The organism is Nocardioides sp. NPDC004968, assembly GCF_040608935.1.
Classification (GTDB): Bacteria; Actinomycetota; Actinomycetes; order Propionibacteriales; family Nocardioidaceae; genus Nocardioides.
In genome coordinates this window covers 106614-133181 of record NZ_JBEXJF010000010.1, presented here as the reverse complement: position 1 = coordinate 133181, position 26568 = coordinate 106614, and the positions used below count along the sequence as shown (strand labels likewise).

Here is a 26568-nt window from a genome sequence, read left to right as displayed (position 1 = left end):
GGACACTTCGGAGGAGCAACATGTCGACCGCCTTGATGGAGGACGTCGCCACCTCGCCGCCTGAACCGGGCGCGCGGCGTCGCCCCCGGCGACGCGTCGCGCGGCCCAGCGAGACGCGTGGCGCCTGGGTGCTGATGGCGCCCTACCTCGTCCTGCTGATGATCGCGGGCATCATCCCCGTCGCGTACGCGATCAAGACATCCCTGGAGAAGGCGCCGACGCCGCTGGACCCCAGCGGGGGCTTCGGGGGCGTGGACAGCTTCAGGACCGTCGTGACCGACTACCGGTTCGTCGACACGTTCGTGAACATCTTCGCGACCCTGGTGGTCTGGCTTCCGATCATGACGATCGGCATCGTCGGTCTGGCTCTGCTGGTCCATGCCAGCCCCGGCTGGTTCGGGTCATCGATGCGGTTCGTCTACTACATCCCGGGGGCTCTGGCAGGCGTCGCCAACCTCGTGCTCTGGGTCTACCTGCTCAACCCGAGCCAGTCCCCGATCGAGGGTTTCTGGCAGGCGCTGGGCGTCGACACCATCAAGCAGGCGGTCGCCGGCCCCGGGAATCTGCCGTTCATCCTGGCCGCGATGATGTTCTTCCAGGGCGTCGGTCAGTGGGTCATCGTGGTCAACGGCGGCCTCAACGGGATCTCGGAGGAGACGCTCGAGGCGGCGCGGCTGGACGGTGCCAACGAATGGCAGCTGGCCTGGCACGTCAAGCTGCCGATCATCCGGCCGTGGATCGGGTACGCGGTGCTGATGAACCTCGCCTACGGGTTCCAGTTGTTCCTCGAACCACAGCTGCTCGACCAGGTCGCCAGCAACGCGCTGGACGATCATTGGACGCCCACCCAGCTGGGCTACGCCTTCGCCTTCAGCAACTACAACTTCCCCGCAGCCGCCGCGATGTCGCTGATCCTGCTCGTGATCACGCTGGGGATCGGCCTGCTGGTCGTCTTCCGGACGGGCCTGTTCGGTGAGGAGGAGCACCGATGAGCCAGACCACCGTGGCCGGGCGCCGAGAGCCCGGGGCGAAGCGAGGCATGTTCGACTGGAGCGTCGGCAAGACCGCTCGCGTCGTCACGATGCTGTTCGTCGCGTGCATGTTCATCCTGCCGATCACCGGCTTCATCGCGATGGCGTTCCGCTCCAACGAGGGCGTCGCATCCGGGGCCGGCGGGCCGTTCGGCTTCGGCGACATGTCGTGGGACAACGTCCAGTACAGCTGGACGCAGGTCAACGGTTTCGGCCCCGACGGCGGCGGGCTGTACACCCGCTGGCTGCTCAACACGCTCGCCGTGGCCGGCGGGGGCGCGCTGCTGGCGGTCTTCGCCGCTCTGCCGGCGGGATACGCGCTGGCCCGGCTCCGGTTCCGCGCCCGCCGGGCAGTCCTGCTGATCACCCTGATCACGATGGTGATGCCGAACACCGTGCTGGTCATCCCGATCTTCCTCGAGGTGAACGCCATCGGCGCGGTCGGCGAGCTCTGGCCGGTCGGGCTGATCATGGGCTTCTTCCCGTTCGGGGTCTACCTGGCCTACATCCACTTCATGACCACCATGCCCCAGGAGCTCGTCGAGGCAGCCCGGATCGACGGTCTGGGCGAGGTGTCGATCTTCTGGCGGGTCGCACTCCCGATCTCCCGTCAGGCCGCAGTGCTGGTCGGCTTCTTCGCCTTCGTCGCCAACTGGATCAACTTCTTCCTGCCGTTGGCGCTGCTCTCCTCCAACCAGAACAACCAGACCCTCCCCGTCGGGTTGCAGCAGCTGATCGGCGCCAGCCCGCTGTTCAACCCGACCGTCGCCGCCGGGCTGGACGTGAAGCTCTACATGCCGCAGCTGGCCCTGGCGACCTTCATCTCGATGCTGCCGCTGCTGATCGTCTTCCTCGGCGCGCAGAAGTTCCTGATGCGGGGCGAGACGATGGGGGCGGTGAAGGGCTGATGGCCCCGCATCCACCACCAGAGCTCGACCCGCACCCTGGCTACTCGGCCGAGCTGCCGAAGACCCCGCGCCCGATCGTGCTCGTGGGCGCCGGCGGGATCGTCCGTGACGCTCACCTGCCGGCGTACGCGAAGGCGGGGTTCGAGGTCGCCAGCATCACCGACCTCGTCCCCGAGCGGGCCCGGGACCTCGCCGAACGGTATGGCATCCATGCCGTGCACGAGAGCGTCGCTGACGCGGTCCGGTCGGCTCCGGCCGACGCCGTCTACGACGTCGCCCTTCCGCCCGAGGCGCACGTCGAGGTCCTCGAGCAGCTGCCCGACGGGGCTGCCGTCCTGCTGCAGAAGCCCTTGGGAAACCACTTGGCCGAGGGAGTCCGCACCCGCGAGGTGTGCCGGCGCAAGGGACTGGTGGCGGCGGTCAACACCCAGCTCCGGTTCGCGCCGTACGTCGTAGCTGCCCGCGAGCTCATCGCTGCCGGCACGATCGGCGAGCTCTACGACCTGGAGGTCCGGGTCTCGGTGCGGACCCCGTGGGAGATGTTCCCGTACGTGCTCGATCTGGACCGGCTCGAGATCAACATGCACAGCGTCCACTACCTGGATCTGGTGCGTTCCTTCCTGGGGGACCCGACCGGGGTGCACGCCGTCACCGTGCGCCACCCCGAGAAGTCCCACGCCAACAGTCGCTCCGACATCGCGCTGAGCTATGGCGAGCGACCGATCAGGGTCGTCGTCTCCACCAACCACGACCACCACTACGGGCCCCGGCACGAGGAGTCCTTCGTCAAGTGGGAGGGCACCCGCGGCGCCATCCGTGCCCAGCTCGGTCTGCTGCTGGACTACCCGCGCGGCGGCGAGGACTCGCTCGAGCTGGTCACCGACGATCGGCTCGATGACGGCTGGCGGCCGGTGCCGTTCGAGGGGTCCTGGTTCCCCGACGCCTTCATCGGATCCATGGCCGTGGTCCAACGCTTTCTCGAGGGGTCGATCCCGTCTCTGCCCACCGGGGTCGAGGACGTCTTCCGCACCATGGCGGTCGTCGAGGCGGCGTACACGGACGCAGCCCGCGGCGGAGAGCCGCCGGCGTATGACCAGTGACCACCCCTTCCCGCACCGGTCCGCCTCGCCGACCCGCGACCATCTGAAAGGAACGCCGATGAGTGGCACCCGCCTCCGCGCCTCCGACCTGCCCCTGGAGGGCGTCACGGTCCTGGACTTCAGCCAGTTCCTGGCCGGTCCCGTGGCGGCACTGAGGCTCGCGGACCTGGGCGCCCGGGTCATCAAGATCGAGCGACCCGCCGGGGGAGACGCGGGCCGGAGCCTGGCCTTCGCCGGGCGGACGGTGAACGGCGACAGCCTCTCCTTCCACGCGATGAACCGGAACAAGGAGAGCGTGGCGGCCGACCTGAAGGATCCCGCCGACCTCGAGCGCGTACGCGGACTGGTCGCGGAGGCCGACGTGATCGTCCAGAACTTCCGCCCAGGCGTGATGGAGCGGATCGGTCTGGACTACGACTCCGTCCGGGCGCTCAACCCGAGCATCGTCTACGGCAGCGTCACCGGGTACGGCGGCGTCGGCCCGTTCCAGGACCGCCCGGGACAGGACCTGCTCGCCCAGGCGATCGCCGGCCTGCCCTGGCTCAACGGGTCGGCCGATGACCCGCCGGTCCCCGTCGGGCTCGCGGTGGCCGACCACCTCGCCAGCTGTCACCTGGCCCAGGGCATCACCGCCCTGCTGGTCCGGCGGTTCCGGACCGGGAGAGGCGGGCTGACCGAGACGAGCCTGATGGAGTCCCTGCTGGACCTGGAGTTCGAGCTGCTGACCACGCGGCTCAACGACCCGTCGGTCGAGGTCCGCCGCAAGGGACCCCGGTCGGCCCATGCCTTCCTCTCCGCTCCCTACGGCATCTACCCGACGAGCGACGGTTACCTGGCCATCGCGATGAACCCCGTGCCCACCATCGGGCGGCTGCTCGGGCTCCCCGAGCTGGAGGCGATGACCGATCCGCAGACCTGGTGGGACCGGCAGTCGGAGATCGAGGAGGCGATCGGCGACCGTCTCCGGACTGACACCCGGGACGCCTGGCTGGCCGTCCTGGACGCCGAGGACGTGTGGTGCGCCCCGGTGCTCACCCTCTCCGAGCTCGTGGAGCACAAGGGCTTCGAGGCCATCGCGATGACCCAGCAGATCCGTCGTGACGGCCTCACCCTCACGACCACCCGCAGCCCGATCCGCATCGACGGCGAGCGGCTGACCAACCCGCGCCCGGCTCCACGCCTGGGCGAGCACGACCTCGAGGGGGACCGATGACCGTCCTGCACGGCATGACCTGGGAGCACCCGCGTGGCTACGACTGCCAGGTCGCGGCTTCCCAGGAGTACGCGCGCCGGACCGGCGTCGAGGTGCGCTGGGAGTACCGCTCTCTGCAGGCGTTCGCCGACGCGCCCCTTGCCGAGCTGGCGGAGCGCTTCGACCTGATGGTCATCGACCACCCCCACGTGCCCCTGGCCGTCGCCGAAGGGGTGCTGGCGCCGCTGGACGGTGCCGGACACGACGACGAGCTGGCCGCCCTGGCCGCCGATGCCGTGGGCAGCAGCCACGCGTCGTACCGCCATGACGGGCGCCAGTACGGCCTGGCCACCGACGCCGCCGCCCAGGTGGCTGCGTACCGCCCGGACCGCCTGGCGGCTCCGCCCCGTATTTGGGAGGAGGTGCTCGACCTGGCGGCCGAGGGCAGGGTGCTCTGGCCCTGCAAGCCCATCGACGCTTACTCGACCCTGTGCACCCTGGCGGCCAACCGAGGGACGCCGGTCAATGCCGAGCCGGGAAGCTTCCTGCCCGAGGAGGACGCGCTGAGCGTCCTCGACCTGATGCATCGGCTCTGCGAGCAGGTGCCGTCGTGGTGCCTGGACGCGAACCCGATCGAGGTCGCCGAGGCGCTGGCCGCCGACGCCGCCGAGCCGTGGGCGTACGCACCGCTGATGTACGGGTACAGCAACTACTCCCGGGCTGGGTTCCGGCCACACCGCCTCAAGTACGTCGACATGCCCGCCGGCCCCCGAGGGGTGGCCGGCTCGCAGCTCGGTGGCGCCGGCGTGGCCGTCTCGGCCCGGTCGCGAGATCTGGACGCGGCCAGAGCGTACGCACTGTGGGTCGCCTCGCCGGAGGTTCAGTCGGGCATCTACTACGACGCCGGTGGCCAGCCCGGCTACGCCTCGTCGTGGGACGACGACCGGCTCAACCAAGACTCCTGGGACTTCTTCCGTGGCACCCGGGCGACCCTCGAGGGCGCGTGGGTGCGGCCGCGTACGGCCGGATATCTGGAGTTCCAGGACACCGTCTCCCCGTGGGTGACGGAAGCCCTGGCCGGCCGGATGACCGACGCCGAGCTGGTCCGCCGTGCCCGTGAGCTCGCCGAGCGCCTGCTCGTCGTGGAAGCCGACGCACACGCCGTCGAGGAAGGAGCATCCCGGTGAAAGTCGAGGAACGCTGGTTCGAGGACTACGCGGTCGGGGAGTCCCGGACCACCCTGGGACGCACGATCACCGAGGCCGACATCGTCCTGCACGCCGGGCAGACGGGCGACTTCTTCCCGCACCACATGGATGCGGAGTGGATGGCCACCCAGCCGGCGGGGCAGCGGATCGCCCACGGGACGCTGATCCTCGCGGTGGCGGTCGGGATGACCGCGACCGACATCAACCCACAGTCCATGTCCTACGGCTACGACCGGATCCGGTTCATCGGTCCGGTGTTCATCGGCGACACCATCACCGTCACCGCCGAGATCACCGAGACGACGGAGCACCGGAAGAAGCCCGACGAGCTCGGCTACGTCCACGAGCTCGTCACCGTGACCAACCAGCGTGGCGAGACGGTGCTGGTGCTGACCCATCTCTACCTCGTCAACAAGCGCGACCCATCCCCACAGGAGGATCCCTCGTGACCCGTATCACCGCCGTCGAAGTCACCGATGTCCGCTTTCCGACCTCTGTGTCGATGGACGGATCCGACGCCATGAACAAGGACGGTGACTACTCGGCGACGTACGTCGTGGTGAGCACCGACGACCCGGAGCTGTCCGGCTTCGGCTTCACCTTCACCATCGGGCGCGGCAACGACATCTGCACCCTGGCGGCGCAGCGCCGCGGCGAGCCGCTGGTCGGGCGCGAGGTGAGCGACGTGGTGGGTGACCTGGGCGGGGTCTACCGGGATCTCGCCTCGGACTCCCAGCTGCGCTGGCTGGGCCCGGACAAGGGGGTCGAGCACCTGGCCCTCGCCGCCGTGATGAACGCGGTCTGGGACCTGGCTGCCCGGGAAGCCGGCAAGCCGCTGTGGCGACTGCTGGCCGACATGACCCCCGAGGAGCTCGTCGACGTCGCAGATCTGACCTACCTGAGCGACGCCCTCACCCGGGAGGAGGCCCTGGAGATCCTCCGCGCCAGCGTTCCCCACCGTGAGGAGCGGATCCGGCACCTGGAGGAGACCGGCTACCCCTGCTACACCACGTCTGCCGGCTGGCTGGGCTACTCCGACGACAAGCTGCGCAGGCTGGCCGCCGAAGCCGTCGACTCCGGCTACACGCACATCAAGCTGAAGGTCGGCGCGAACCTGGAGGACGACATCCGGCGCTGCGAGATCGCGCGGGAGGTGATCGGCTGGGACGCGAAGCTGATGATCGATGCCAACCAGGTCTGGGACGTGCCGCAGGCCATCGAGTGGGTCAACGCGCTGGCCCGCTTCGAGCCGTGGTGGATCGAGGAGCCGACCAGCCCTGACGACATCCTCGGCCACGCCGCGGTCCGCAAGGCGGTGGCCCCGATCGGGGTGGCCACCGGTGAGCACGGCATGAACCGGGTGCTCTTCAAGCAGATGTTCCAGGCGGAGGCGATCGACTTCTGCCAGCTCGACTCCGCGCGGCTGGCCAGCATCAACGAGATCCTCTCCGTCTATCTGATGGCGAGGAAGTTCGACGTCCCCGTCTGTCCTCATGCCGGCGGCGTCGGCCTGTGCGAGCTCGTCCAGCATCTCTCCGTCTTCGACTACGTCGCCGTCTCGGGCACGCTAGAGGACCGGGTCACCGAGTTCGTGGACCATCTCCACGAGCACTTCACCGACCCGTGCATCGTCGAGAACGGCGCCTACCGGCTGCCCTCCAGGCCCGGCTACAGCGCGGAGATGCATCCCGCGTCAGTGGCGACGTACGCCTATCCGGACGGCAGCTACTGGGCGAACCGGTGACGCCTCAGATGATCATCGACAGCCACCAGCACGTCTGGGACCTCACCCGCTCGCCCTACCCGTGGCTCGGTCCCGACGTGCCCGAGTACAACCGGACGTTCACCTTCGACGAGGTCCAGCCGCAGCTGCAAGCGCAGGGAGTGGACGCGACCGTGCTGGTCCAGTCCGACGACCACGACGGGGACACCGATCTGATGATCGAGGTCGCCGAGCGACATCCCGAGGTGGTGGGGATCGTCGTCTACGTGCCGCTGGACCAGCCGGACCTGGCGGCCGAGCGGCTGGAGTCGCTGCGGGGAGACGACCGGGTCGTCGGCGTACGCAACCTGATCCACAACATCCCCGACCCCGACTGGATCCTCCGTCCGGACGTTGCCGAGGGGCTCGGGCTGCTGGAACGGCTCGGGCTCACCTACGACCACGTCTCGGTGCTGCCACGCCACCTCGAGCACGTCGCGACGCTCTCCGAACGGCATCCGGACCTGCGGATCGTGATCGACCACCTCTCCAAACCACCGATCGGCGAGGCCGAGCGGGAGCCGTGGTGGAGCCTCATCGAGCGAGCGGCCGAGAACCCGAAGGTGTTCGGCAAGGTCTCCGGGCTGTACCCGGGTGCGGCCCCGGACGGCTGGACCGTGGCCGGCATCCAGCCCTTCGTCGACCGGGCGGTCGAGGTGTTCGGTCCGAGCCGGCTGATGTACGGCGGAGACTGGCCGATCTCCACCGCCGCCGGTGGCTACGAGCGGGTCTTCGCCGGGCTTCGGGACGCGTTGGCCGGTCTGTCGAGCGACGAGCGCGAGGAGATCTTCGCCGGCAGCGCGCGCCGCTTCTACGGGCTCGACGAGCAGCGGCTGGCCGCCGCGGTGGCAGCAGCTCAGGAAGCGCTCTGATCCTGTAGAGATCAGATCTTTGTTCGTCCTGGCCATCGCAGCGCGGCCGATATCGGTCATAACAGGCGGATGTTTCAGTAGGCATCGACATGACGTGTGATGTCTATTACATTGAAACAACCGATGTTTGCCCCACCTGGGGCGTGAGTCAGGAGGAAGCTGATGGTGGACTTCACGAGACGACGGGTGCTGCAGGCCGCCTCGGCGGTGGCCGGCGGCGCCCTGGTGCAGCCGGTCGTCACCGAGGCGGCCGCGGCCGCCGCCGATGAGCCGGAGACCAATCCGCTGGAGCTCTGGTACCGCCAGCCCGCCGCGGAGTGGCTCCAGGCGCTCGCGATCGGCAACGGCCGGATGGGCGCGATGGTCTTCGGCGGTGTGGCCAGCGAGAAGCTGATGCTGAACGAGGACTCGGTCTGGGCCGGTCATCCGCACAGCTACGACCCGCCTGGCGGAGCCGAGGCGCTCCCCGAGATCCGCAGGATGATCTTCGAGGACAACTGGGTGGGCGCCCAGCGTCTCGCCGACAAGGAGTTCATGGGACGGCCCAGTGAGCAGGCCTTCTACCAGCCGGTCGGTGACCTGCTGCTCGAGTTCCTGGGTCTCGACGGCGAGCCCACGACCTACCGGCGCTCGCTCGACCTGCGGGCCGCGACCGCGATCTCGGAGTTCGAGGTCGGCGGCGTGCGCTACCGCCGCGAGTCGTTCGTCAGCCACCCGGACCAGGTGATGGTCGTCCGCCTCACCGCGGACCAGGCCGAGAAGGTCTCGTTCAACGCCACCTTCCAGTCGCCGCAGCAGAGCGACGTGCAGCCCCACGATGCGCGGACGCTCGCTCTGGAGGGCATCAGCGGGGCCACGGAGGGGATGGAGGGCGCGGTCCGTTTCATCAGCCTCGTCCGCGCCGAGACCGACGGCGGCACGGTCCAGTGCGCCGATACCCAGCTGCGGGTGCGCAACGCCACCTCGGTGACGCTGCTGCTCACGATGGCGACCAGCTACCGCAACTACGCCGACGTGAACGCCGACCACGTACGCCGCGCGGAGAAGCCCCTCGAGGCGGCCACCGGGCGAGGCTACGGCCAGCTGCGTTCGGCGCACGTGCGGGACTATCAGAAGCTCTTCGGCCGGGTCGACATCGACCTCGGCACCTCCGCCGCGATCGAGAAGCCGACCGACGAGCGGGTGGCGATGTTCCGTGACGGCGGCGACCCGCAGCTGGCCGCGCTGTGGTACCAGTTCGGGCGCTACCTGCTGATCTCCTCCTCCCGGACCCCGGGCCAGCCGGCCAACCTGCAGGGCCTGTGGAGCTACAAGATGCAGCCCGAGTGGCAGTCGAAGTACACCCTCAACATCAACGCGCAGATGAACTACTGGCCCGCCGGCCCGGCCAACCTCGCCGAGTGCTGGGACCCGATGTTCGCGATGACCGAGGAGCTCGCGGAGGTCGGACGGAACACGGCCAAGCAGATGTGGGGCTCGGACAAGGGCTGGGTCGCGCACCACAACACCGACGGCTGGCGAGGCACCGCTCCGGTCGACTTCGCCTACTACGGGGTCTGGCCGATGGGCGGCGCCTGGCTCTCGCTGTTGTTCTGGGAGCGTTACGAGTACACCGGCGACAAGGCGAACCTCGCCGAGCACTTCCCGACGCTGCGGGGCGCGGTCGAGTTCTTCCTCGAGACGATGGTGCGCGACGAGCAGTCCGGCTACATGGTCACCTGCCCGTCGCACTCGCCGGAGATCAAGCACCACGAGCAGGACGACGAAGGGGTCAGCATCTGCGCGGGTCCGACGATGGACTGCCAGATCCTGCGTGACCTGTTCACCGCGTTCGAGAAGGCTGCCGAGGCGCTCGGCAAGCACGACCCGCTCGTCGAGCGGGCGCTGGCGATGCGCGAACAGCTGCCGCCCAACCAGATCGGCTACCTGGGCCAACTGCAGGAGTGGCTGATCGACTGGGAGGAGGCTGCCCTGGAGCGCAGCCGCCACGTCTCCCACCTGTGGGGCGTCTTCCCCTCCGACCAGATCACCCCGTTGCGTACGCCGGAGCTGGCCGACGCCGCCCGCAAGGCGCTCGAGCTGCGCGGCCCGGCGGTCACCACCGGGTGGTCGCTGGCGTGGAAGATGAACATCCGCGCGCGCCTGCTCGAGCCCGAGAACGCCTACCTGCACGTCCAGCACATGCTGCACCCGTCCCGGACGGCGCCCAACCTGTTCGACCTGCACCCGCCGTTCCAGATCGACGGGAACTTCGGCGCCGTCTCCGGGATCACGGAGATGATCATGCAGAGCCACTCCGGGGAGGTCTTCCTCCTGGCGGCGCTGCCGGCGGCATGGCCGGAGGGGAAGGTACGTGGCCTGCGCGCCCGCGGTGGCTTCGAGGTCGACCTGAAGTGGGCTGACGGCAAGGTCGAGGTGGCGCGGATCCGATCGTTGCTCGGCAACCGGCTCCGGCTGCGTACGCAGCAGCCGGTGAAGGTGGCGGGGACGGACGTCTCCCGCCCGGAGGAGAACGTCGTCGAGTTCGGCACCCGGCGCGGCAGCACCTACACCGTGGTTCCGCGGTAGGACGATCTCAGGGCCGGCCGCGGGGGTCCCGCGGCCGGCCCTGAGTCTTTCTACGGGTGGACCGGGGTCGGCGCGGGCTCGCCGGCGAGCACGGCGCGGGCATTGTCGATCGCGAGCATGGCCATCCGATCGCGGGTGGCGCGGCCGGCGCTGCCGATGTGCGGCAGCAGGACGACGTTGGGGAGCGCCAGCAGGTCGGGGTGGACAGCCGGCTCGTTCTCGAAGACGTCGAGTCCCGCTGCGCCGATCGTGCCGTCGGCCAGCGCGGCCGCCAGGGCGGCCTCGTCGACGATGGGGCCGCGAGCGGTGTTGACGAGGACCGAGCCCGGCCCCATCAGCCGGAGCTCCTCGGCGCCGACGAGATGCCGGGTGTCGGGGGTCAGCGGGCAGTGCAGCGACACGACGTCCGAGGCGACCAGCAGCTCGGGCAGCGGCAGCGTCTCGATGCCCAGGCGCGCCGCCTCCTCGCCGGCGGAGCGGGACGGGGTCGCGACGATGCGCATGTCGAAGGCGCGGGCACGTCGCGCCATCGCCAGCCCTATCCGGCCCAGGCCGACGATGCCCAAGGTCGCGCCGCTGCTGACGTCGAGGCCCACGAAGAGGTCCGGCCGCCAGGACCAGGGCTCGCCGCTGCGTACGAACGCGTCGGCCTCCACCACGCGACGGGAGGTGGCGAGCAGCAGCGCGAAGGCGAGGTCGGCGGTCGCCTCGTCGAGCACGCCCGGTGTGTTGGTCACGGTGATGCCACGAGCGGCGCAGGCGGCGGCGTCGATGTTGTCGTGGCCGACCGCCATGTTGGCGACCACGCGCAGCGACGGACCGGCCGCGTCGAGCAGCTCGGCATCGACCCGGTCGGTCAGCAGGCAGACGAGCGCGGCTGCCCCGCGTACGTCCGAGAGCAGTTCCGCGCGGGTCTGCCCGGAAGGATCCGCGGCGCAGGTCACCGGCCCGGGCAGCGTCTCCAGCGCCTGGCGGGCGCGGTCGCTGGGCCGGAAGCTGACGTGCAGCCGGCCTTGGTTCGGCGTGCTCACTCCTGCTCCTCCTCCCGGTCCTCGGCGAGGCTGCGGCGGATCCAGTTCTCGATGCCCGCGACGTGGGCCAGGGACAGCGCGGCGGCGATGCTCGGCTGTCGGTCCGCGATGGCCAGGGCGATGCCGCGATGCTCGCGCTGCGTCTGGTCGAAGGAGTCCTGCTGGGTCACGCCACGCCAGATCCGGGCCCGCTGGGTGCGGTTGGCGACGCCGTCGATGAACGAGCACAGCACGGTGTTGCCCGACGCGCGGGCGATGCGGTGGTGGAACTCCAGGTCGTTGGCCACGACCTCCTCCAGCGACGTCTCGGGCGTGACCGAGTCGACCAGCGCGAGCAGGTCGGTGGCCTCGTCCGGGGGCATCTGCAGGGCCGCCTTCTCGGCGGCCAGCGGCTCCAGCGCCCGGCGTACCTCGAAGAGGTCCAGGACGCTGGAGTCCTGGTGGAAGTCGATGACGAAGCCCATCGTCTCCAGCAGGATCTCCGGCGTCAGGCTGGTGACGTAGGTGCCGTCACCCTGGCGTACGTCGAGGATGCGCATCATCGAGAGCGCACGCACCGCCTCGCGCAGGGAGCTGCGGGAGATGCCGAGCTGGACCGACAGGTCGGCCTCGCGCGGGAGACGGTCGCCGGGCTTCAGGCTGCCGTCGAGGATCATCTCCTTGATCTTCTCGATCGCCTCGTCGGTCAGCGCCATCGGGATCCTGGTCCTCTCACTCGGTCGGTCGCAACCGTAACGTTGCCATGCCGCCGTCGACCGCCAGGGCCACGCCGGCGGTCGACCCCGAGGAGGGGCTGGCCAGGTACGCGACCGCGAGGGCGACCTCGTCCGCGCTGACCAACCGGCCGTGCGGCTGTCGCGCGTCCAGAGCAGCACGCTCGGCCTCGGGGTCGTCGGCCGAGTCGAGCAGGCGCTGCACCCAGGGGGTGGCGGCGGTGCCGGGGTTCACGCAGTTCACCCGGATGCCCTCCCGGAGGTGGTCGGCGGCCATGGCCTGCGTCAGGGACTGGACGGCACCCTTGCTCGCGGAGTAGACGGCTCGTTGCTGGATGCCCGTGGTCGCGGCCACCGAGGCGACGTTCACGATCGCCGCAGCGGGGGAGCGCCGCAGGTGCGGCAGCGCGGCGCGCGAGACTCGTACGGCACCGAGGACGTTGACGTCGAAGACCGCGTGCCACTGCTCGTCGGGGTTGTCCTCGACGGTGCCCTGGGCGCCGATGCCGGCGTTGTTGACCACGATGTCGAGCCGGCCGAAGTCTGCGACCGTCTGCTCCACCGCGGCCCTGATGCTCGCGTCGTCGGTGACGTCGGCGCGGATGCCGAGGGCCTTGGGGTGGATGCCATCGGGGTCGAGGTCGAGGGCCGCGACCTGGGCGCCCCGCTCCAGCAGGACCTCGACGACGGCGGCGCCGATGCCGGAGCCGCCACCGGTGACGAGGGCGACGAGCCCGTCGAGCTCGCGCGTTCCCTGGGCGCTCATGCCTGCGCCCCGAAGGCGACGTACTCCTGGCGCTGGCGGCCGAGTCCGTCGATCTCGATCTCGACGACGTCGCCGGGCTGGATGTAGGGGAAGCGGCCGGAGAGCGCGACGCCCTCCGGGGTGCCGGTCATGATCAGGTCGCCCGGGTCGAGAACCATGAACTGGCTGAGGTGGTGGATCACCGTCGCGACGTCGAAGATCTGGTCGGCGGTCACGGAGTCCTGTCGCGGCTCGCCGTTGACGAAGGAGCGCATGGTGAGCTTCTGGTGCTCGACCTCGTCGGGAGTCACGACCCAGGGGCCGATCGGGCTGAAGCCGGGGGCGATCTTGCCCTTGCTCCACTGGCCACCGGAGATCTCGAGCTGGAACTCGCGCTCGGAGAGGTCGTTGGCGACAACGAAGCCCGCGACGTGATCCAGGCTCTGGTCGGGGGAGTCGAGGTAGGACGCGCGCTTCCCGATCACCACGCCGAGCTCCACCTCCCAGTCCGTCTTGGTGCTGTTGCGCGGGATCGTGACGGTGTCGTTCGGCCCGGCGATCGTGTTGGGAGCCTTGAAGAAGATGACCGGCACCGAGGGCGGCTCCGAGCCGGACTCGGCGGCGTGTGCGGCGTAGTTCATGCCGATGCAGACGATGGCGCCGGGCTGCGTGATCGGGGCACCGACGCGCAGCGTGTCGGCGCCTTCGACGAGAGGGAGATCGCCCGCGGCGAGGGCGGCGGCGGCTCGCGCCGGTCCGTCGGAGGCCCAGAAGGCTCCGTCGATGTCGTCGGTGAGACCGGCCAGGCTGCGCACCTCGTCCTCGAGCACGACGACGGGCAGCTCCTCACCTGCGGGTCCCAGGCGGGCGAACTTCATGGTGTGGCCTCCAACGTTGATTAATCGGATCTATGGTGGTCTACGAGCGCCGAATACGGCCCTCAATGCATATTGACAGCCCAAACATCAGATGTCTAGCCTCGACGTGGCGGTCGGATGACCGTGGAGTCAGAGGTTGAGGAGGGCGGATGGAGATCCCGCTGTTCGGACTCGGCTGTGCACCGATGGGCAACCTGTTCCGGCCGCGCACCGACGAGGACTGTCACGCCACGCTCGACGCGGCCTGGCAGGCAGGCGTACGTCACTTCGACACCGCGCCCCACTACGGGCTGGGGTTGTCGGAGGAGAGGATCGGGCGGTTCCTGGCGACGCGTCCGCGGTCGGAGTTCGTCGTCTCGACCAAGGTGGGCCGGCTCGTGCGGCCCAACCCCGCCTGGGACGGGGAGTCCCAGGACGACATGGGCTTCGCGGTCCCGGCGAGCTCGCACCGGGTCCTGGACTACTCCGCCGACGGCGTACGCCGCAGCCTGGAGGAGTCGCTGACCCGGCTCGGCCTCGACCGTGTCGACATCCTCTACGTGCACGACCCCGAGCTGTCCGGTGACCCGGCGGCAGTCGAGACCGCGCTCACCGGCCTGGCGAAGCTCCGCGAGGAGGGCATGGTCGACGCGATCGGGACCGGCTCCCTGTCGGTCCAGGCGCTCACCGCGACGGTCGAGACCGGCCTCGCCGACGTGGTCATGGTCGCCAACCGCTACACGCTCCTCGATCAGTCCGTCGCCGACGGCCTGCTCGAGGCGTGCGACCGGCACGGCACCAGGATCGTCGCCGCGGCCGTGTTCTCCAGCGGCCTGCTCGCCACCACCCCGCGCAGGGGTGCGATGTACAACTACGGCGAGGTGCCCGAGGACATCCTCGAGCGCGCGCTGAGGATCGGCGAGGTGTGCGAGGCCCACGGGGTCGAGATCGCCACCGCTGCGCTGCACTACCCGCTGCAGGATCCGCGGGTCGTGTCGGTGGTGGCGGGCGCAGGCCGGCCCGAGCAGGTGAGGCAGAACCTCGAGCGTCTGGCAGCCACGGTCCCCGACGCGCTGTGGGCCGACCTGGCCGGCCAGGGGCTGGTGCCGTCGTGCGCGTAGCCCTCATGGTCACCTGCATCAACGATGCCCTGTTCCCCGACACCGGGCGCAACGTCGTCCGGCTCCTCCGCCGCCTCGGCGTCGAGGTGGACTTCCCCCAGGCCCAGACCTGCTGCGGCCAGCCGATGGTCAACACCGGCTACCTCGACGAGGCGGTGCCGGTGCTCCGCACCTTCGTCCGTGCCTTCGAGGGGTACGAAGCAGTCGTCACGCCCTCGGGTTCGTGCGCCGGATCGGCCCGACACCAGCACGACCTGGTGGCCCGCCGCAGCGGCGACGAGGGCCTGCGGGCGGCGGCGCGCGAGACGTCCGAGCGTGTCTACGAGCTCAGCGAGTTCCTCGTCGACGTCCTCGGCGTCGAGGACGTCGGTGCCTACTTCCCGCACCGGGTGACCTACCACCCGACCTGCCACTCGCTGCGGATGCTCGCGGTCGGCGACCGGCCGATGCGGCTGCTCCAGCAGGTCCGAGGGATCGACCTGGTGGACCTGCCCGGCGCGACCGAATGCTGCGGGTTCGGCGGCACCTTCGCGATGAAGAACTCCGACACGTCGATCGCCATGGGCTCCGACAAGGCCCGGCACGTACGCGAGACCGGGGCCGAGGTGCTGGTGGCCGGTGACCGGTCCTGCCTGACCCATGTCGGAGGCCTGCTCTCACGGCAGCGTGCCGGCGTACGCGTCATGCATCTGGCCGACGTCCTGGCCCAGACCGAGCCTGCCGCGGTGGGTGCCTGATGACCGGCACGTTCGTCGGGATGCCGGTGTTCCCGAAGGCTGCCCGCGAGGCGGTCGGCGACTCCCAGCTGCGCCGCAACCTCGCGCACGCCACCGGCACCATCCGCGCCAAGCGCGCCGCCGTCGTCGGCGAGGTCGAGGAGTGGGAGGAGCTGCGCCTGGCCGGTGCGGCGATCAAGGAGAACGTGCTGCTCCACCTCGACGAGCATCTGGTACGTCTCGAGGAGTCGCTCACGAAGGCCGGCGCGACCGTCCACTGGGCGAGCGACGACGCGGAGGCGTGCCGCATCGTCGGCGACATCGCCGCCGCGCACGACGCCACCGAGGTGGTGAAGGTGAAGTCGATGGCGACCCAGGAGATCGGTCTCAACGAGGCGCTGGCCGCCCGCGGCATCGACGCCTGGGAGACCGACCTGGCCGAGCTGATCGTGCAGCTCGGCGACGACCTGCCGAGCCACATCCTGGTTCCCGCCATCCACCGCAACCGCGCCGAGATCCGCGAGATCTTCGCCTCCGCGATGGGTGAGGTCGGCCGTCCCGCTCCGGAAGACCTCACCGACGAGCCCGCGCGGCTCGCGGAGGCCGCCCGCCTGCACCTGCGCGAGAAGTTCCTGCGCGCCAAGGTAGGTGTCTCGGGCGCCAACTTCGCGGTCGCCGAGACCGGGTCCCTCGTCGTGGTGGAGTCGGAGGGCAACGGCCGGATGTGCCTGACCCTTCCTGAGGTGCTGGTCTCGGTGGTCGGCATCGAGAAGGTCGTGCCGACCTGGGACGACCTCGACGTCTTCCTCCAGCTCCTGCCGCGCTCGGCGACGGGAGAGCGGATGAACCCCTACACCTCGGTGTGGTCCGGCGTCACCCCGGACGACGGCCCGCAGGAGGTGCACGTGGTGCTCCTCGACAACGGCCGCACCCGTGCACTGGCCGACGAGGTCGGCCGGCAGGCGCTGCGTTGTATCCGCTGCTCGGCCTGCCTCAACGTCTGCCCGGTCTACGAGCGCACCGGCGGCCATGCGTACGGCTCGGTCTACCCGGGCCCGATCGGCGCCATCCTCAACCCGCTGCTGAAGGGCGTCGGGCACGACGACCAGACCGACTCCCTCCCGTACGCCTCGACGCTGTGCGGCGCCTGCTTCGAGGCCTGCCCCGTGCGCATCGACATCCCTTCGGTGCTCGTGGAGCTGCGCTCGCAGGTCGTCGACGCTCACCGCGGCGGCGTACCCAAGCCCGAGGCGGTCGCGATGAAGGCCGCCGGCGCGACGCTCGCGTCCGGACGCCGGCTCGGCCTCGCCGAGCGCCTCGCCGGCACCGGAATCAGGCTTGCCCGCCGCGCCGGCGCGCGCCCCTGGACACAGGCTCGCGACCTGCCGGACCCGCCGGCCGAGTCCTTCCGCGCCTGGTGGCGCCGCACCGAAGGAGGTGCCGATGAGCACCCGTGAGGAGATCCTGGGCCGAGTCCGGCAGGCGCTCGGCGACACGCCCCACCCGACCGCTGAGGTGCCGCGCGGCTACCGGGTCGTCGGCGACGACCTCGACCGGTCCACCGTGCTCGCCCGGTTCGTGGAGAGGGTCGAGGACTACCGCGCCACCGTCACCCGGTGCCGCGCGACGGAGGTCGCCGAGGTGCTCGCGCGGGCGGTCGCCGGCCGGAGCGTCGTCGTACCCGCGGGCCTGCCGTGGCCGGTCCGCGGATCCGTCGACGACACCGGGCAGTCGGCCGCCGAGCTCGACGCCATCGACGCGGTCGTTTCAGCGGCCGCGCTCGGCATCGCCGCCACCGGCACGGTCGTGCTCGATCACGGCCCCGGTCAGGGACGTCGCGCGCTCACCCTCGTCCCGGACCTGCACGTGTGCGTGCTCGGAGCCGCCCAGGTCGTGGCCGGTGTCCCGCAGGCCGTCGCCCGGCTCGACCCGGCGATGCCGCAGACCTGGATCAGCGGCCCGTCGGCGACGAGCGACATCGAGCTCGACCGCGTCGAGGGCGTCCACGGCCCGCGCACCCTGCACGTCGTCCTCGTCGACGACCTCTGACCCTTCGCCCACCACACCGAGAGGACTCCCACCATGACCCGACACGGCTCCGTGGTCCGGCTGCGCCCCGAGAAGGAGGCGGAGTATGTCGAGCTGCACGCCGCTGTATGGCCCGAGGTGCTCGAGCGCCTGACCGCCAGCGGCATCCGCAACTACTCCATCTTCCTGCGCGACGGCTGGCTCTTCAGCTACTTCGAGTACGTCGGGACCGACTACGAGGCGGACATGGCCGCGATCGCTGCCCATGACGTGACCCAGCGGTGGTGGGAGATCACCGCCCCGTGCCAGGAGCGGCTGCCCACCGCCTCCGAGGACGAGCAGTGGTCCACGATGACCGAGGTCTTCCACCTTGACTGAGCCCCGGCGTATCGACGCCCACCACCACGTGTGGGACCTCGAGGTCCGCGACCAGGAGTGGACGCGCGATCTCCCGGCCATCCGTCGCTCGTTCTCCTTCGACGACCTCCGGCCCCACCTGGACGACCACGAGATCGCCGGGACCGTCGTCGTCCAGACCGTCGCGGTCGCCGAGGAGACCCCCGAACTGCTCGCGCTGGCGGCGGCCACCCCCGAGATCCTCGGGGTCGTCGGCTGGGTCGACCTCACCGCCTCGGACGTCGCCGACCGGCTCGCCGAGCTGCGCGAGGGCCCCGGGGGAGACCTCCTGGTCGGCATCCGGCACCTGGTGCAGTCCGAGCCCGATCCCGAGTGGTTGCTCCGTGACGACGTGCTGCGGGGGCTCACCGCTGTCGCTGATGCGGGCCTCGTCTACGACCTGCTGGTGCGCCAGCCCCAGCTGCCGGCAGCCGTCGGCGCTGTCGAGCAGGTCCCCGGCGGGCGTTGGGTGCTCGATCACGTCGGCAAGCCCGTGATCGACCCCGCCGCCTTCGACGAGTGGGCGGGACACGTCGCCGCGCTAGCCCGCCACGACTCGGTGGCGTGCAAGCTGTCCGGGCTCGTCACCGAGCTCGCCCCGGACCAGCCGATCGACGCGGTGCTTCCCTGGGCTGCGCACGTCATCGACGTCTTCGGCGCCGAGCGCACCATGATCGGATCGGACTGGCCGGTCTGCCTGCTGCGCTCGTCCTACGGCGCGGTGATCGACCTCGCCGACACGGTGCTCGCCGGGCTCGACGACACCGGCCGAGCCGACGTCCGGGGTGGCACGGCCGCTCGGGTCTACGGCCTCGCCACCTGAATCGGCGTCGCCCGGAAACATTGGAAAACGCTTGCCCACACCTTGCCTGTGATGTTAGACACATGTCATACGTCATATCTCAAGGAGACGGACATGCAGACTCGCACGACACGCCGCGCCCGCGCGGCGGCGGCCGTGGTCCTGGCAGCACTCGGTTCGACGGTCCTCGTCACCGGTACGCAGCCCGCCACCGCGGCCGAGACGACCCTCACGGTCCACGTCGCCCCTGACGGCGACGACGCCGACCCGGGCACGAAGAGCCGGCCGCTGCGGACGGTGGAAGCGGCCCGCGACGCGCTGGCCGGACGTACCTCCGCGGAGGACCGAGGCACGGTGATCGTCCACGGCGGCGAGTACGTCCTCGACGACGCGATCGACCTGACCGGTCCCGAGCACTCCTGGGTCACCTACCGTGCCGCGGCGGGGGAGAAGGTCCGTCTCACGGGAGCGCACGCCCTGGAATCCCAGGGCTGGCGGCCGCTTGCGGACCTGTCCGAGGAGGAGCTCGCCCAGCCGCGGTTCTCCTCGAACGCCCGACTCGACTCGCCGGCCCTGCGTGAGGGCGTGTGGGTCTACGACCTGGGCGCCGAGGGCATCGACCCCGGCACGCTCTACAAGAACGGGTTCAACTGGCTGCCGCAGCCCTTCGCTCCCGAGCTCGTCGTCGACGGCGGGACGCAGACGCTCGCGCAGTTCCCCAACCAGGAGGGCTGCACCGGGGCCGACTCCAGCTGCCACCTCTACGGCGACGGCGGCAAGTGGAAGGTCCCGGCGACCAACGACCTCATCCAGTGGACGCTGCGAGACCGGTTCGGGATGGAGCCCGACTGGGCGATCAGCGGGACGACGCCGCGTGCGCAGTTCGAGGACAAGAAGCAGCAGCTCGCCAACCCCGCGGACCGCGACACCTGGTCCCAGGACGAGATGCGCAAGATGACCCCTCCCCTCTACGAGGTCGGTGGCCGTCTGCTCGAGAACAACCGCTACCAGGGCTGGGCGCCTGAGGGCGTGCCGGAGATCATCGATCACGGCACCCGCGGCTTCGGTGCCTACTCCCACATCCCGGTGCAGGCCGACCCGCAGGAGCTCACCGACGTCGACAACGCGACGTACGAGACCGAGGCGTGGCTCTCGGGATACCTCGGCAACAACTACGCCAACGACATGGTGCGGCTGGTCTCCTGGAGCGGCACCACGATGTACGCCAAGTACCCCTCGATGTACTGGCCCCGCAACGACTACACCAAGGTCAAGGCGATCAACATCCTCTCCGAGATGGATGCCGAGGGTGAGTACTACATCGACCGCCACGCGGGCAACGACGTCGTCTACTACAAGCCGGCGGGCGGGACGATGGAGGGCAAGAGCGCGACGCTGCGCGCCTTCGACGACAACATCTTCCGGCTCGAGGGCACCACGGGCGTGACGCTGAAGGGCCTGTCGATGTCGGACTCGCTGATCAGCGCGGTCCAGCTGCTCGACGCCGAGAAGACGCTGATCGACGGCGTCGACATCTCCAACGTCAGCATGGACGCGATCCGCATCGGCGAGACCACCGAGTCGATCACCGCCCTGCCCGACTACGAGACCGTACGCGGCGGCCACGACAACGTCGTGCAGAACTCCTACCTCCACGACCTCGGCGGCGGCGGAGTCCTGCTCGGCGGCGGTGATCGCAGCACTCTCGAGCGCGGCGACAACGTGGCCCGCAACAACGAGATCGCTCGTTTCTCGCGGCTGGCGACCTACACGCCGGCCGGCTATCTGTACGGCGTCGGCAACAGCTTCGAGAACAACTACGTCCACGACGCGCCCCACATGGCGGTGCAGATCATGGGCAACGACATGCGCGTCAACCACAACTTCTTCTACGACCTGGTGAAGAACGCCGGCGACCAGGGCGTCGTCTACACCGGGCGTGACTACACCTATCTGGGCAACGAGGTCGCGTACAACTTCTTCGACACCATCGGCGGCTCCAACGACGCGTTCTACATGGATGACGGCGTCTCGGGGATGCGGTTCCACCACAACGTGGTGAAGAACGCGCACTCGGGTGTGTTCTTCCAGTCGGGCCACAGCAACAATGCGACGGACAACGTGTTCATCGACGTCGACCAGACCGGCCACGACCAGCTCTACCACCGCAACGGCGAGACCGGCCTGCCGGTGCCCAACGGCTGGGTGGTGCAGAGCCGCTACAACTCGTTCCTCGACGTACGGCCGGGAGAGAAGTACTCGGCCACCGATGAGGACGTCGCCCGCTGGCACCGTCACTACACAGGCGGCAAGGCCCGCTACTCCGACGGGAAGCCGATCGTGTTCCCGGAGATCGGGGACTGGTACGTCCCGCGCGTCACCGCGACCGGCGAGGACTGCAAGAAGGCGGACTACGCGCCCGCTGCCACCAACGGCTGCGACCGTGCGACCGTGTGGGAGAACCCGAACTCCCTCTATGTGCCCGCTCGCAATGCGATCGACCGCTCGGTCATCATCGGCGGCGGCGAGTACCGCGCCGGGGAGAACTCGTTCGCCGACCCGGCCGCGACCTATCGCCTCGCCACGTGGAGCGACAAGATCAACACCAACCTCAGCAAGCCTGCCTCGCTCGAGGCCGCCGGGCTCGACCTCGACACCCTGAGCTTCAGCTACACCGGCGAGGTCGCGCAGACCTTCGGCCGGAAGTGGGTGGCGAACTGGAACCGGCTGGTCACCAGGGACGGCATCGGGCTCCCCGGCGGCCCGGCCGCCGGCTGAGCCTTCCCGGACAGAGCAGTCAGGTCGTCTGCGCGATCCACTCGCGCAGGCGACCTGCCTCGCTCGGCAGCAGCGACATGTCGTCGTCGGGCAGGAATTCCAGCAGGACGTCCGTCGGTCGCCCGGTGGCAGCGAGCATCTCCAGGGCCGCCGGCCAGAGGTCGGCGCGGGCCGCCAACGGCAGGCGCTCGTGACGTGGCCACCAGGAGAACGCATGCACCGCACGTACGTGCGGGAGCAGCCGGGCCAGCCCGGCCAGGGCCACTTCCGCAGGCTCGCCCACCCGGGGCTGCCAGTAGGTGCCGACGTTCGGCCGGTCCACCTCGGCGACTAGATCGAGCGTGGACTCGACCGTGTCCGCGAGCGTCAGGTCGTGGTGCTCGAAGGCGAGCTCGAGGCCGTGGCCAGCCGCCTCGTCGGCCAGTCTCTGTACGCGGCGTACGACCTCGGCGCGCTCGGCGGGGGAGGCCTCGGCCGAGCCGGTGGTGCCGGCCCAGATGCGTAGGCGTGTGCAACCCAACGCCAGGGCCGCGCCGATCAGCGCGACCCCGTCGTCCGGCGTGGCCCGCCAGTAGGTGCCGTAAGAACTGACGACCAGCCCGGCGGCAGCGGTCGCGTCGGCCAGACCGCGCAGGTCGCCGGCAGGCGGGGCGTGGACGTCCGCGCCCCATTCGATGCAGGCCAGACCGGCCTCCGCGGCGGCCTCGAGCACCCGGTCCGTCGGGAGGTGACGGGCCGTGACGGAGCACAGCCCGGGACGCAGCAGGGGCCGGCCGGTGGGCGTGCTCAGAGCGCGCCCCGGTAGGTCGTGCCCAGCGTGGAGACGTCCGTGGGGCGATCTGAGGTGTCCACGCGACGCATGCCGTCGTTGGTCTCGAGGAAGAGCGGCGCCTCGGGATAGCGCAGTTCGTCGTCGAGCGGCACCTTGTCGGTCCATGCGAAGAAGTCGCGCCCGAACACCGCCCGGTCCTTGCGGCCGTAGAGGTGGAGGTCGCCCGCGGTGAGCGGGCTGCGGATGCACCAGTGCACGCCGTGCTCCGCCCACACGGCACGGTTGGTCATCAGCACCGACTGGCGCTCGTCGGGCGTGAGCACCGTCGTCCAGAAGTCCGGGCCCGGGTCCTCGGCGTCGTCGGCGAGGAAGACCAGGTCGTGGGCGTGCCACGCGGTGCTCGGGGCGACGTCGGCCTCGGTGCCCCAGTGGGTCGCCGAGGCGAAGTAGCCGGCCGGGGCCTGATAGTGCGCGTACGTCGCCCGGCAACGCGCCATGAACTCCTCGAGCTCGGCGTCGGGGCGCACCCGGCACACCTCGCGGATGCCGTGCAGCGACAGTCCCATGCCTGCGATCAGCATGGGGGTGTCGCTCTTCAGGGTCGTGCTGGGTGCGACGTACCAGTAGCGGTGGAAGCGGGTCTGGCCGTCCGCGTCGGTCCACGCCGAGCGGGCCACGTGGCGGCACAGCCGCACCGCCTCGTCGAGGTAGCGCTGCTCACCCAGGCGGAGATGGCCGAGCAGCAGTGGCATGATCATCAGGCCGTAGTACTCCGCGGGCTCGAGGATCCCGCCGGTGACCCGATCCTCGGCCTGCCGCCAGGTGCCCGAGGAGTCGGCGTCCGGGACTCCGGGCTCGTGGTGGCGGGCGATGAGGACGTCGAGGTCCTCGCCGATCTCGGCCAGCCCACTGTCGTCACCGGTCACCTCGGAGAGCAGCAGCTTGACCCAGACCCGGGCGTACTCCTGGTTGCAGGTGCCGTCCTCGGCCGGGCGGCCGCCGCCGAAGGAGTGGAGGGCGACCAGGTTGCGGCGGACGACGTCGACGATGCGGTCGACCTCGGCGTCGTCGAGCAGGTGCCGGGCGTGCTTGAGCCCGAGGAGCAGACCGATGCTGCCGGTGGCGTTGTGGATCAGGCCGGTCGTGGCCGACTCCCCGACCTGGAAGCCGACGTGCTTGTACTGGTCGTCGTCCTGCAGGGCGCTGCTCTGGAAGCGCATCATCCGGCGCCACACCTCGGCGGCCCGGTCGTCGGGCTGCGCGGCGAGGAGCTGTGCGACGGCGCCGAGCGCCGGCGCGGAGAAGGCGGCGTGGCCGCTGGTCCAGTCGAGGAAGGTCGCCGGGTTCGTGCCCCACACGCTGTGGTTGTGGAAGCCGTTGATCGCCCCTTCGTCGGTGACCCAGGTCAGGAACCAGCGGGTCAGGTGGGCGAGGTCGGGCGCAGGGGTGGGGGTCGTCACATCGGTCTCCGGTTTCAAGGTGTCGGTCATGCGCTGGTGGCCAGGCTGGTGGGGTCGACCGGGCGCAGAGGCGGCCGGCCCTCGATCAGGGCACGCACCTCGTCGACGGCGCCGCGGCCCAGGCGGTGCAGCTCACTGCCCTGCGAGCCGGCGATGTGCGGGGTCAGGGTGACGTTGGGGAGGCTCCACATCGGATCGTCAGCGGCCAGCGGCTCGGGCTCGGTCACATCGAGAACCGCGCGTAGCCGGCCCAACACCAGCTCGGCGCGGAGCGCGTCGTGGTCGACGATCCCTCCTCGGGCGGTGTTGATCAGCGTCGCGCCGTCGCTCATCAGCCCGAGCAGGCGGGCGTCGACGAGGTGCCGGGTCTGCGGCAGCAGCGGTGCGTGGAGCGAGACGACGCGCGAGCGCGCGAAGAGCTGGTCGAGGTCGACGAGCTCGGCGCCCAGCTCGGTGGCGCGCGCCGCGTCGATCGTGGGGTCGCTGACCAGGACGGTGAGGTCGAACGGGGCGAGCAGCTCGATCAGTGCCCGGCCCGTGGCCGAGGCGCCCAGCACGCCGACGGTCGTGCCGTACGCACCGTCGATGGTGTCGTCGACGGTGAGATCGGGAGCCACGCGCTCGGCGCGGAACCGCTCGGTCAGCGGCAGGACCGACTTCGTCGCCCACAGCACCGCGGCCAGGGCGTACTCGGCGACGGGGCGGGCGTTGGGCTCCACGCCGCAGGTGACCCGGAGGTCACGCTCCCAGGCTGCCGAGGTGAAGAAATATTTCACCGAGCTGGCGGCATGGACGACCGCGCGCAGCCGTGGCATCCGGGCGAGCGCCGACGCGTCGATGGTCGGCGTGCCCCAGGCGGTGATGAGCACCTCCACCTCGGCGGCACGTGGGTCGTCGTAGGACGTCAGCACCTCGTCGGCATCGATGTCGACGAGCTCGCCCAGCTCGGCCAGGAGGGGTGCATCGAAGAACCGATGCTGAAGATGGGGAGTCATCGCAAAAGCGGCGCGCACGAGGCGGATCCTCTCGGTCGTCGAGGCTGTCGGGGCCGTTTCGGAAACGGCGAGATCTGGGCTTGCCCATTTAAACATAAGATGTGTTATCTTCGTCACGTTGGCGCCCGGGATAGCGCTTTCCTCACTCCGGTGGTCGGCAGTCCGAATCGCCAGAGTCCACGCGAACAACCTCCGTCGGATGAAGATCGACGGACGACGAAACGGAGATTCCTGTGGAGACACGACGCTTGTGGAGGGCGGGTGCTGTCGCAGCGGTTCTGCTTCCCCTGATCGCGACCGCGGCCTGCGGAGGCAACGGCGCCGCCAGCGACGACAGCAAGGAGGTGCGGGTGCTGGTCAACCTGACCGACAACCTCACCAAGGACTTCTGGAACGATCTGGTGAAGCCCTTCGAGGACGAGACCGGCATCGACGTCAAGATCGAGGGTCCGACCGGCACCAACGTGAGCGAGACCTTCAGCTCTCAGCTCGCTGCGGGCACCGCCCCCGACGTGGTGCAGTCGATCTTCCCTGACGACCAGATCGCTCCTGAGGTGCTCGACCTCTCCGACGAGAGCTGGGTAGAGGACACGCCGATGGTCGACACCTACGCCATCGACGGCAAGCGACTGGTCGCCGGTGTCGGCTCCCAGGCGCAGTCGCTCGTCTACTACAACAAGACGGCCTTCGAGAAGGCCGGCGTCAAGGCCACCCCGCAGACCTGGGACGAGTTCGACGCCGCGCTCGGCAAGCTCGCCGAGGCCGGCTACACCCCGCTGCAGACCGCGGGCCAGTGGGAGACCGGCCTCCAGCTCCAGCAGCTGTGGCACCCCACCCTCAACACCGAGCAGCCCGAGTGGCAGTCGGCCGTCGCCGACGAGAAGCTGACCCTCGGTGACGCCTTCGAGCCGATGTTCGAGCACTACGCCACCTGGCTGGGCGACGGCTACATCAAGAAGACCGATGTCGGCCTCGACCCGACCACGGCCGACGCCAACTTCATGGACGGCAAGGTCGGGATGTACCCGCTCGGGAGCTGGCTCGTCGCCAGCCTGGACAACGCGGGCGAGCTCCCCTTCGAGGTGGGCGTCTTCTCCCCGCCGGTGGACAAGGGCATGGCCTACCCCGGCCCCCAGGGCGCCACCATGGCCAGCCCCTACATGGTCTACGCCGGTAGCGAGCGCTCCGACGAAGCCCTCCAGCTCGTCGAGTACCTCGTGACCGACCAGGCTGCGATCGAGAGCCAGCTGACCGCCGACGGCGTGTTCCGTGCCGGAGCCTCCGTCGAGCAGTCCCCGGTCGCGACGGAGATCCAGGCGATCATCGACGAGGCACCCGAGCTGGTGACGGTGGGCGAGGGCGCGGGCGACATCCGCCTGCCCGTCGTGGGCCTCAACGACAAGTTCACCGAGATCGTGCAGAGCCTCTACACCGGAACCAGCCCCGAGGATGCCGCGAAGGCGCTCGACGACTGGGCCGAGCAGAATGGCTGACCCCTCGGGGCCACGACGAG

Annotated in this window: 24 protein-coding genes; 17 read left to right on the top strand and 7 right to left on the bottom strand. The window is 70.0% G+C overall.

The genetic code is table 11. The features are described 5' to 3' along the window. The first annotated feature begins 20 nt into the window (after positions 1–20). The 9 genes from ABZU72_RS13155 (at position 21) to ABZU72_RS13115 (ending at position 10641) form a co-directional block, all read left to right on the top strand. Entirely contained in the window at positions 21–992 is a 972-nt protein-coding gene (locus ABZU72_RS13155; protein ID WP_355019295.1) for a sugar ABC transporter permease, read from the top strand. Further along, positions 989–1939, top strand: coding sequence for a carbohydrate ABC transporter permease (locus ABZU72_RS13150; RefSeq protein WP_355019294.1), 951 nt, complete (start codon positions 989–991; stop codon positions 1937–1939). The genes ABZU72_RS13155 and ABZU72_RS13150 overlap by 4 nt, the downstream gene beginning before the upstream one ends. Further along, a complete protein-coding gene (locus ABZU72_RS13145) occupies positions 1939–3039 on the top strand; it encodes a Gfo/Idh/MocA family oxidoreductase (RefSeq protein ID WP_355019293.1) in 1101 nt (366 codons plus the stop codon). Before ABZU72_RS13150 ends, ABZU72_RS13145 begins: the two co-directional genes overlap by 1 nt. Positions 3040–3097: 58 nt before the next feature. Continuing rightward, positions 3098–4252: a CaiB/BaiF CoA-transferase family protein gene (locus tag ABZU72_RS13140; protein WP_355019292.1), complete on the top strand. Its 1155-nt coding sequence runs from the start codon at positions 3098–3100 to the stop codon at positions 4250–4252. Continuing rightward, positions 4249–5418 (top strand): extracellular solute-binding protein, encoded by a 1170-nt coding sequence (locus tag ABZU72_RS13135; RefSeq protein WP_355019291.1) that lies wholly within the window; start codon positions 4249–4251, stop codon positions 5416–5418. The genes ABZU72_RS13140 and ABZU72_RS13135 overlap by 4 nt, the downstream gene beginning before the upstream one ends. Continuing rightward, positions 5415–5888 carry a MaoC/PaaZ C-terminal domain-containing protein gene (locus tag ABZU72_RS13130; RefSeq protein WP_355019290.1) on the top strand — a complete coding sequence of 158 codons (474 nt, stop codon included), beginning with the start codon at positions 5415–5417 and terminating at the stop codon, positions 5886–5888. The genes ABZU72_RS13135 and ABZU72_RS13130 overlap by 4 nt, the downstream gene beginning before the upstream one ends. After that, entirely contained in the window at positions 5885–7183 is a 1299-nt protein-coding gene (locus ABZU72_RS13125; protein ID WP_355019289.1) for an L-fuconate dehydratase, read from the top strand. Before ABZU72_RS13130 ends, ABZU72_RS13125 begins: the two co-directional genes overlap by 4 nt. Beyond that, a complete protein-coding gene (locus tag ABZU72_RS13120; protein WP_355019288.1) occupies positions 7180–8073 on the top strand; it encodes an amidohydrolase family protein in 894 nt (297 codons plus the stop codon). Before ABZU72_RS13125 ends, ABZU72_RS13120 begins: the two co-directional genes overlap by 4 nt. A 162-nt stretch (positions 8074–8235) precedes the next feature. Further along, positions 8236–10641, top strand: coding sequence for a glycoside hydrolase family 95 protein (locus ABZU72_RS13115; protein ID WP_355019287.1), 2406 nt, complete (start codon positions 8236–8238; stop codon positions 10639–10641). A gap of 50 nt (positions 10642–10691) precedes the next feature. Here ABZU72_RS13115 and ABZU72_RS13110 read toward each other — a convergent pair whose 3' ends face one another. The 4 genes from ABZU72_RS13110 to ABZU72_RS13095 are packed head-to-tail and all read right to left on the bottom strand — an operon-like array spanning position 10692 to position 14008. Beyond that, on the bottom strand, positions 10692–11672 hold the full coding sequence (locus ABZU72_RS13110; protein ID WP_355019286.1) for a D-glycerate dehydrogenase: 981 nt from the start codon (positions 11670–11672) through the stop codon (positions 10692–10694). Next, the gene (locus ABZU72_RS13105) at positions 11669–12367 is read right to left on the bottom strand and encodes a FadR/GntR family transcriptional regulator (protein ID WP_355019285.1); all 699 of its coding nucleotides are present in this window, start codon (positions 12365–12367) and stop codon (positions 11669–11671) included. The genes ABZU72_RS13110 and ABZU72_RS13105 overlap by 4 nt, the downstream gene beginning before the upstream one ends. A 16-nt stretch (positions 12368–12383) precedes the next feature. Continuing rightward, a complete protein-coding gene (locus ABZU72_RS13100; protein ID WP_355019284.1) occupies positions 12384–13151 on the bottom strand; it encodes an SDR family oxidoreductase in 768 nt (255 codons plus the stop codon). After that, on the bottom strand, positions 13148–14008 hold the full coding sequence (locus tag ABZU72_RS13095; RefSeq protein ID WP_355019283.1) for a fumarylacetoacetate hydrolase family protein: 861 nt from the start codon (positions 14006–14008) through the stop codon (positions 13148–13150). Before ABZU72_RS13095 ends, ABZU72_RS13100 begins: the two co-directional genes overlap by 4 nt. A 149-nt stretch (positions 14009–14157) precedes the next feature. On the opposite strand from ABZU72_RS13095, the gene ABZU72_RS13090 reads away from it, so the two are divergent. From ABZU72_RS13090 to ABZU72_RS13060, 7 genes are all read left to right on the top strand, one after another. After that, entirely contained in the window at positions 14158–15108 is a 951-nt protein-coding gene (locus tag ABZU72_RS13090) for an aldo/keto reductase (RefSeq protein ID WP_355019282.1), read from the top strand. Positions 15109–15113: 5 nt separating this feature from the next. Further along, complete coding sequence (locus tag ABZU72_RS13085) at positions 15114–15845, top strand: (Fe-S)-binding protein (RefSeq protein WP_355019301.1); 732 nt, start codon at positions 15114–15116, stop codon at positions 15843–15845. Further along, positions 15845–17281: a LutB/LldF family L-lactate oxidation iron-sulfur protein gene (locus tag ABZU72_RS13080; protein ID WP_355019281.1), complete on the top strand. Its 1437-nt coding sequence runs from the start codon at positions 15845–15847 to the stop codon at positions 17279–17281. Before ABZU72_RS13085 ends, ABZU72_RS13080 begins: the two co-directional genes overlap by 1 nt. Further along, the gene (locus tag ABZU72_RS13075) at positions 17268–17873 is read left to right on the top strand and encodes a lactate utilization protein C (RefSeq protein ID WP_355019280.1); all 606 of its coding nucleotides are present in this window, start codon (positions 17268–17270) and stop codon (positions 17871–17873) included. Before ABZU72_RS13080 ends, ABZU72_RS13075 begins: the two co-directional genes overlap by 14 nt. 33 nt (positions 17874–17906) lie before the next feature. Then, a complete protein-coding gene (locus ABZU72_RS13070; RefSeq protein ID WP_355019279.1) occupies positions 17907–18230 on the top strand; it encodes an L-rhamnose mutarotase in 324 nt (107 codons plus the stop codon). Then, positions 18223–19071, top strand: coding sequence for an amidohydrolase family protein (locus ABZU72_RS13065; RefSeq protein ID WP_355019278.1), 849 nt, complete (start codon positions 18223–18225; stop codon positions 19069–19071). The genes ABZU72_RS13070 and ABZU72_RS13065 overlap by 8 nt, the downstream gene beginning before the upstream one ends. 93 nt (positions 19072–19164) lie before the next feature. Continuing rightward, positions 19165–21828 (top strand): right-handed parallel beta-helix repeat-containing protein, encoded by a 2664-nt coding sequence (locus ABZU72_RS13060; protein WP_355019277.1) that lies wholly within the window; start codon positions 19165–19167, stop codon positions 21826–21828. Positions 21829–21847: 19 nt separating this feature from the next. On the opposite strand, the gene ABZU72_RS13055 is transcribed toward ABZU72_RS13060, so the two are convergent. From ABZU72_RS13055 to ABZU72_RS13045, 3 genes are all read right to left on the bottom strand, one after another. Beyond that, the gene (locus tag ABZU72_RS13055; protein WP_355019276.1) at positions 21848–22540 is read right to left on the bottom strand and encodes a TIM barrel protein; all 693 of its coding nucleotides are present in this window, start codon (positions 22538–22540) and stop codon (positions 21848–21850) included. Positions 22541–22614: 74 nt separating this feature from the next. After that, positions 22615–24090 (bottom strand): hypothetical protein, encoded by a 1476-nt coding sequence (locus tag ABZU72_RS13050; protein WP_355019275.1) that lies wholly within the window; start codon positions 24088–24090, stop codon positions 22615–22617. Then, positions 24087–25073 (bottom strand): hydroxyacid dehydrogenase, encoded by a 987-nt coding sequence (locus ABZU72_RS13045; protein ID WP_355019274.1) that lies wholly within the window; start codon positions 25071–25073, stop codon positions 24087–24089. Before ABZU72_RS13045 ends, ABZU72_RS13050 begins: the two co-directional genes overlap by 4 nt. A gap of 215 nt (positions 25074–25288) precedes the next feature. Here ABZU72_RS13045 and ABZU72_RS13040 point away from each other — a divergent pair, with 215 nt between their 5' ends. Further along, positions 25289–26548: an ABC transporter substrate-binding protein gene (locus ABZU72_RS13040; RefSeq protein ID WP_355019273.1), complete on the top strand. Its 1260-nt coding sequence runs from the start codon at positions 25289–25291 to the stop codon at positions 26546–26548. Positions 26549–26568: the final 20 nt, after the last annotated feature.

Bases quoted from the DNA above. Each gene is read 5' to 3' on its own strand.
- ABZU72_RS13100 (WP_355019284.1), bottom strand. From the start codon at position 13,151: ATGAGCGCCCAGGGAACGCGCGAGCTCGACGGGCTCGTCGCCCTCGTC.
- ABZU72_RS13050 (WP_355019275.1), bottom strand. From the start codon at position 24,090: ATGACCGACACCTTGAAACCGGAGACCGATGTGACGACCCCCACCCCT.
- ABZU72_RS13145 (WP_355019293.1), top strand. From the start codon at position 1,939: ATGGCCCCGCATCCACCACCAGAGCTCGACCCGCACCCTGGCTACTCG.
- ABZU72_RS13095 (WP_355019283.1), bottom strand. From the start codon at position 14,008: ATGAAGTTCGCCCGCCTGGGACCCGCAGGTGAGGAGCTGCCCGTCGTC.
- ABZU72_RS13060 (WP_355019277.1), top strand. From the start codon at position 19,165: ATGCAGACTCGCACGACACGCCGCGCCCGCGCGGCGGCGGCCGTGGTC.
- ABZU72_RS13155 (WP_355019295.1), top strand. From the start codon at position 21: ATGTCGACCGCCTTGATGGAGGACGTCGCCACCTCGCCGCCTGAACCG.
- ABZU72_RS13080 (WP_355019281.1), top strand. From the start codon at position 15,845: ATGACCGGCACGTTCGTCGGGATGCCGGTGTTCCCGAAGGCTGCCCGC.
- ABZU72_RS13135 (WP_355019291.1), top strand. From the start codon at position 4,249: ATGACCGTCCTGCACGGCATGACCTGGGAGCACCCGCGTGGCTACGAC.
- ABZU72_RS13150 (WP_355019294.1), top strand. From the start codon at position 989: ATGAGCCAGACCACCGTGGCCGGGCGCCGAGAGCCCGGGGCGAAGCGA.
- ABZU72_RS13105 (WP_355019285.1), bottom strand. From the start codon at position 12,367: ATGGCGCTGACCGACGAGGCGATCGAGAAGATCAAGGAGATGATCCTC.
- ABZU72_RS13085 (WP_355019301.1), top strand. From the start codon at position 15,114: ATGGTCACCTGCATCAACGATGCCCTGTTCCCCGACACCGGGCGCAAC.
- ABZU72_RS13090 (WP_355019282.1), top strand. From the start codon at position 14,158: ATGGAGATCCCGCTGTTCGGACTCGGCTGTGCACCGATGGGCAACCTG.
- ABZU72_RS13075 (WP_355019280.1), top strand. From the start codon at position 17,268: ATGAGCACCCGTGAGGAGATCCTGGGCCGAGTCCGGCAGGCGCTCGGC.
- ABZU72_RS13115 (WP_355019287.1), top strand. From the start codon at position 8,236: ATGGTGGACTTCACGAGACGACGGGTGCTGCAGGCCGCCTCGGCGGTG.
- ABZU72_RS13070 (WP_355019279.1), top strand. From the start codon at position 17,907: ATGACCCGACACGGCTCCGTGGTCCGGCTGCGCCCCGAGAAGGAGGCG.
- ABZU72_RS13140 (WP_355019292.1), top strand. From the start codon at position 3,098: ATGAGTGGCACCCGCCTCCGCGCCTCCGACCTGCCCCTGGAGGGCGTC.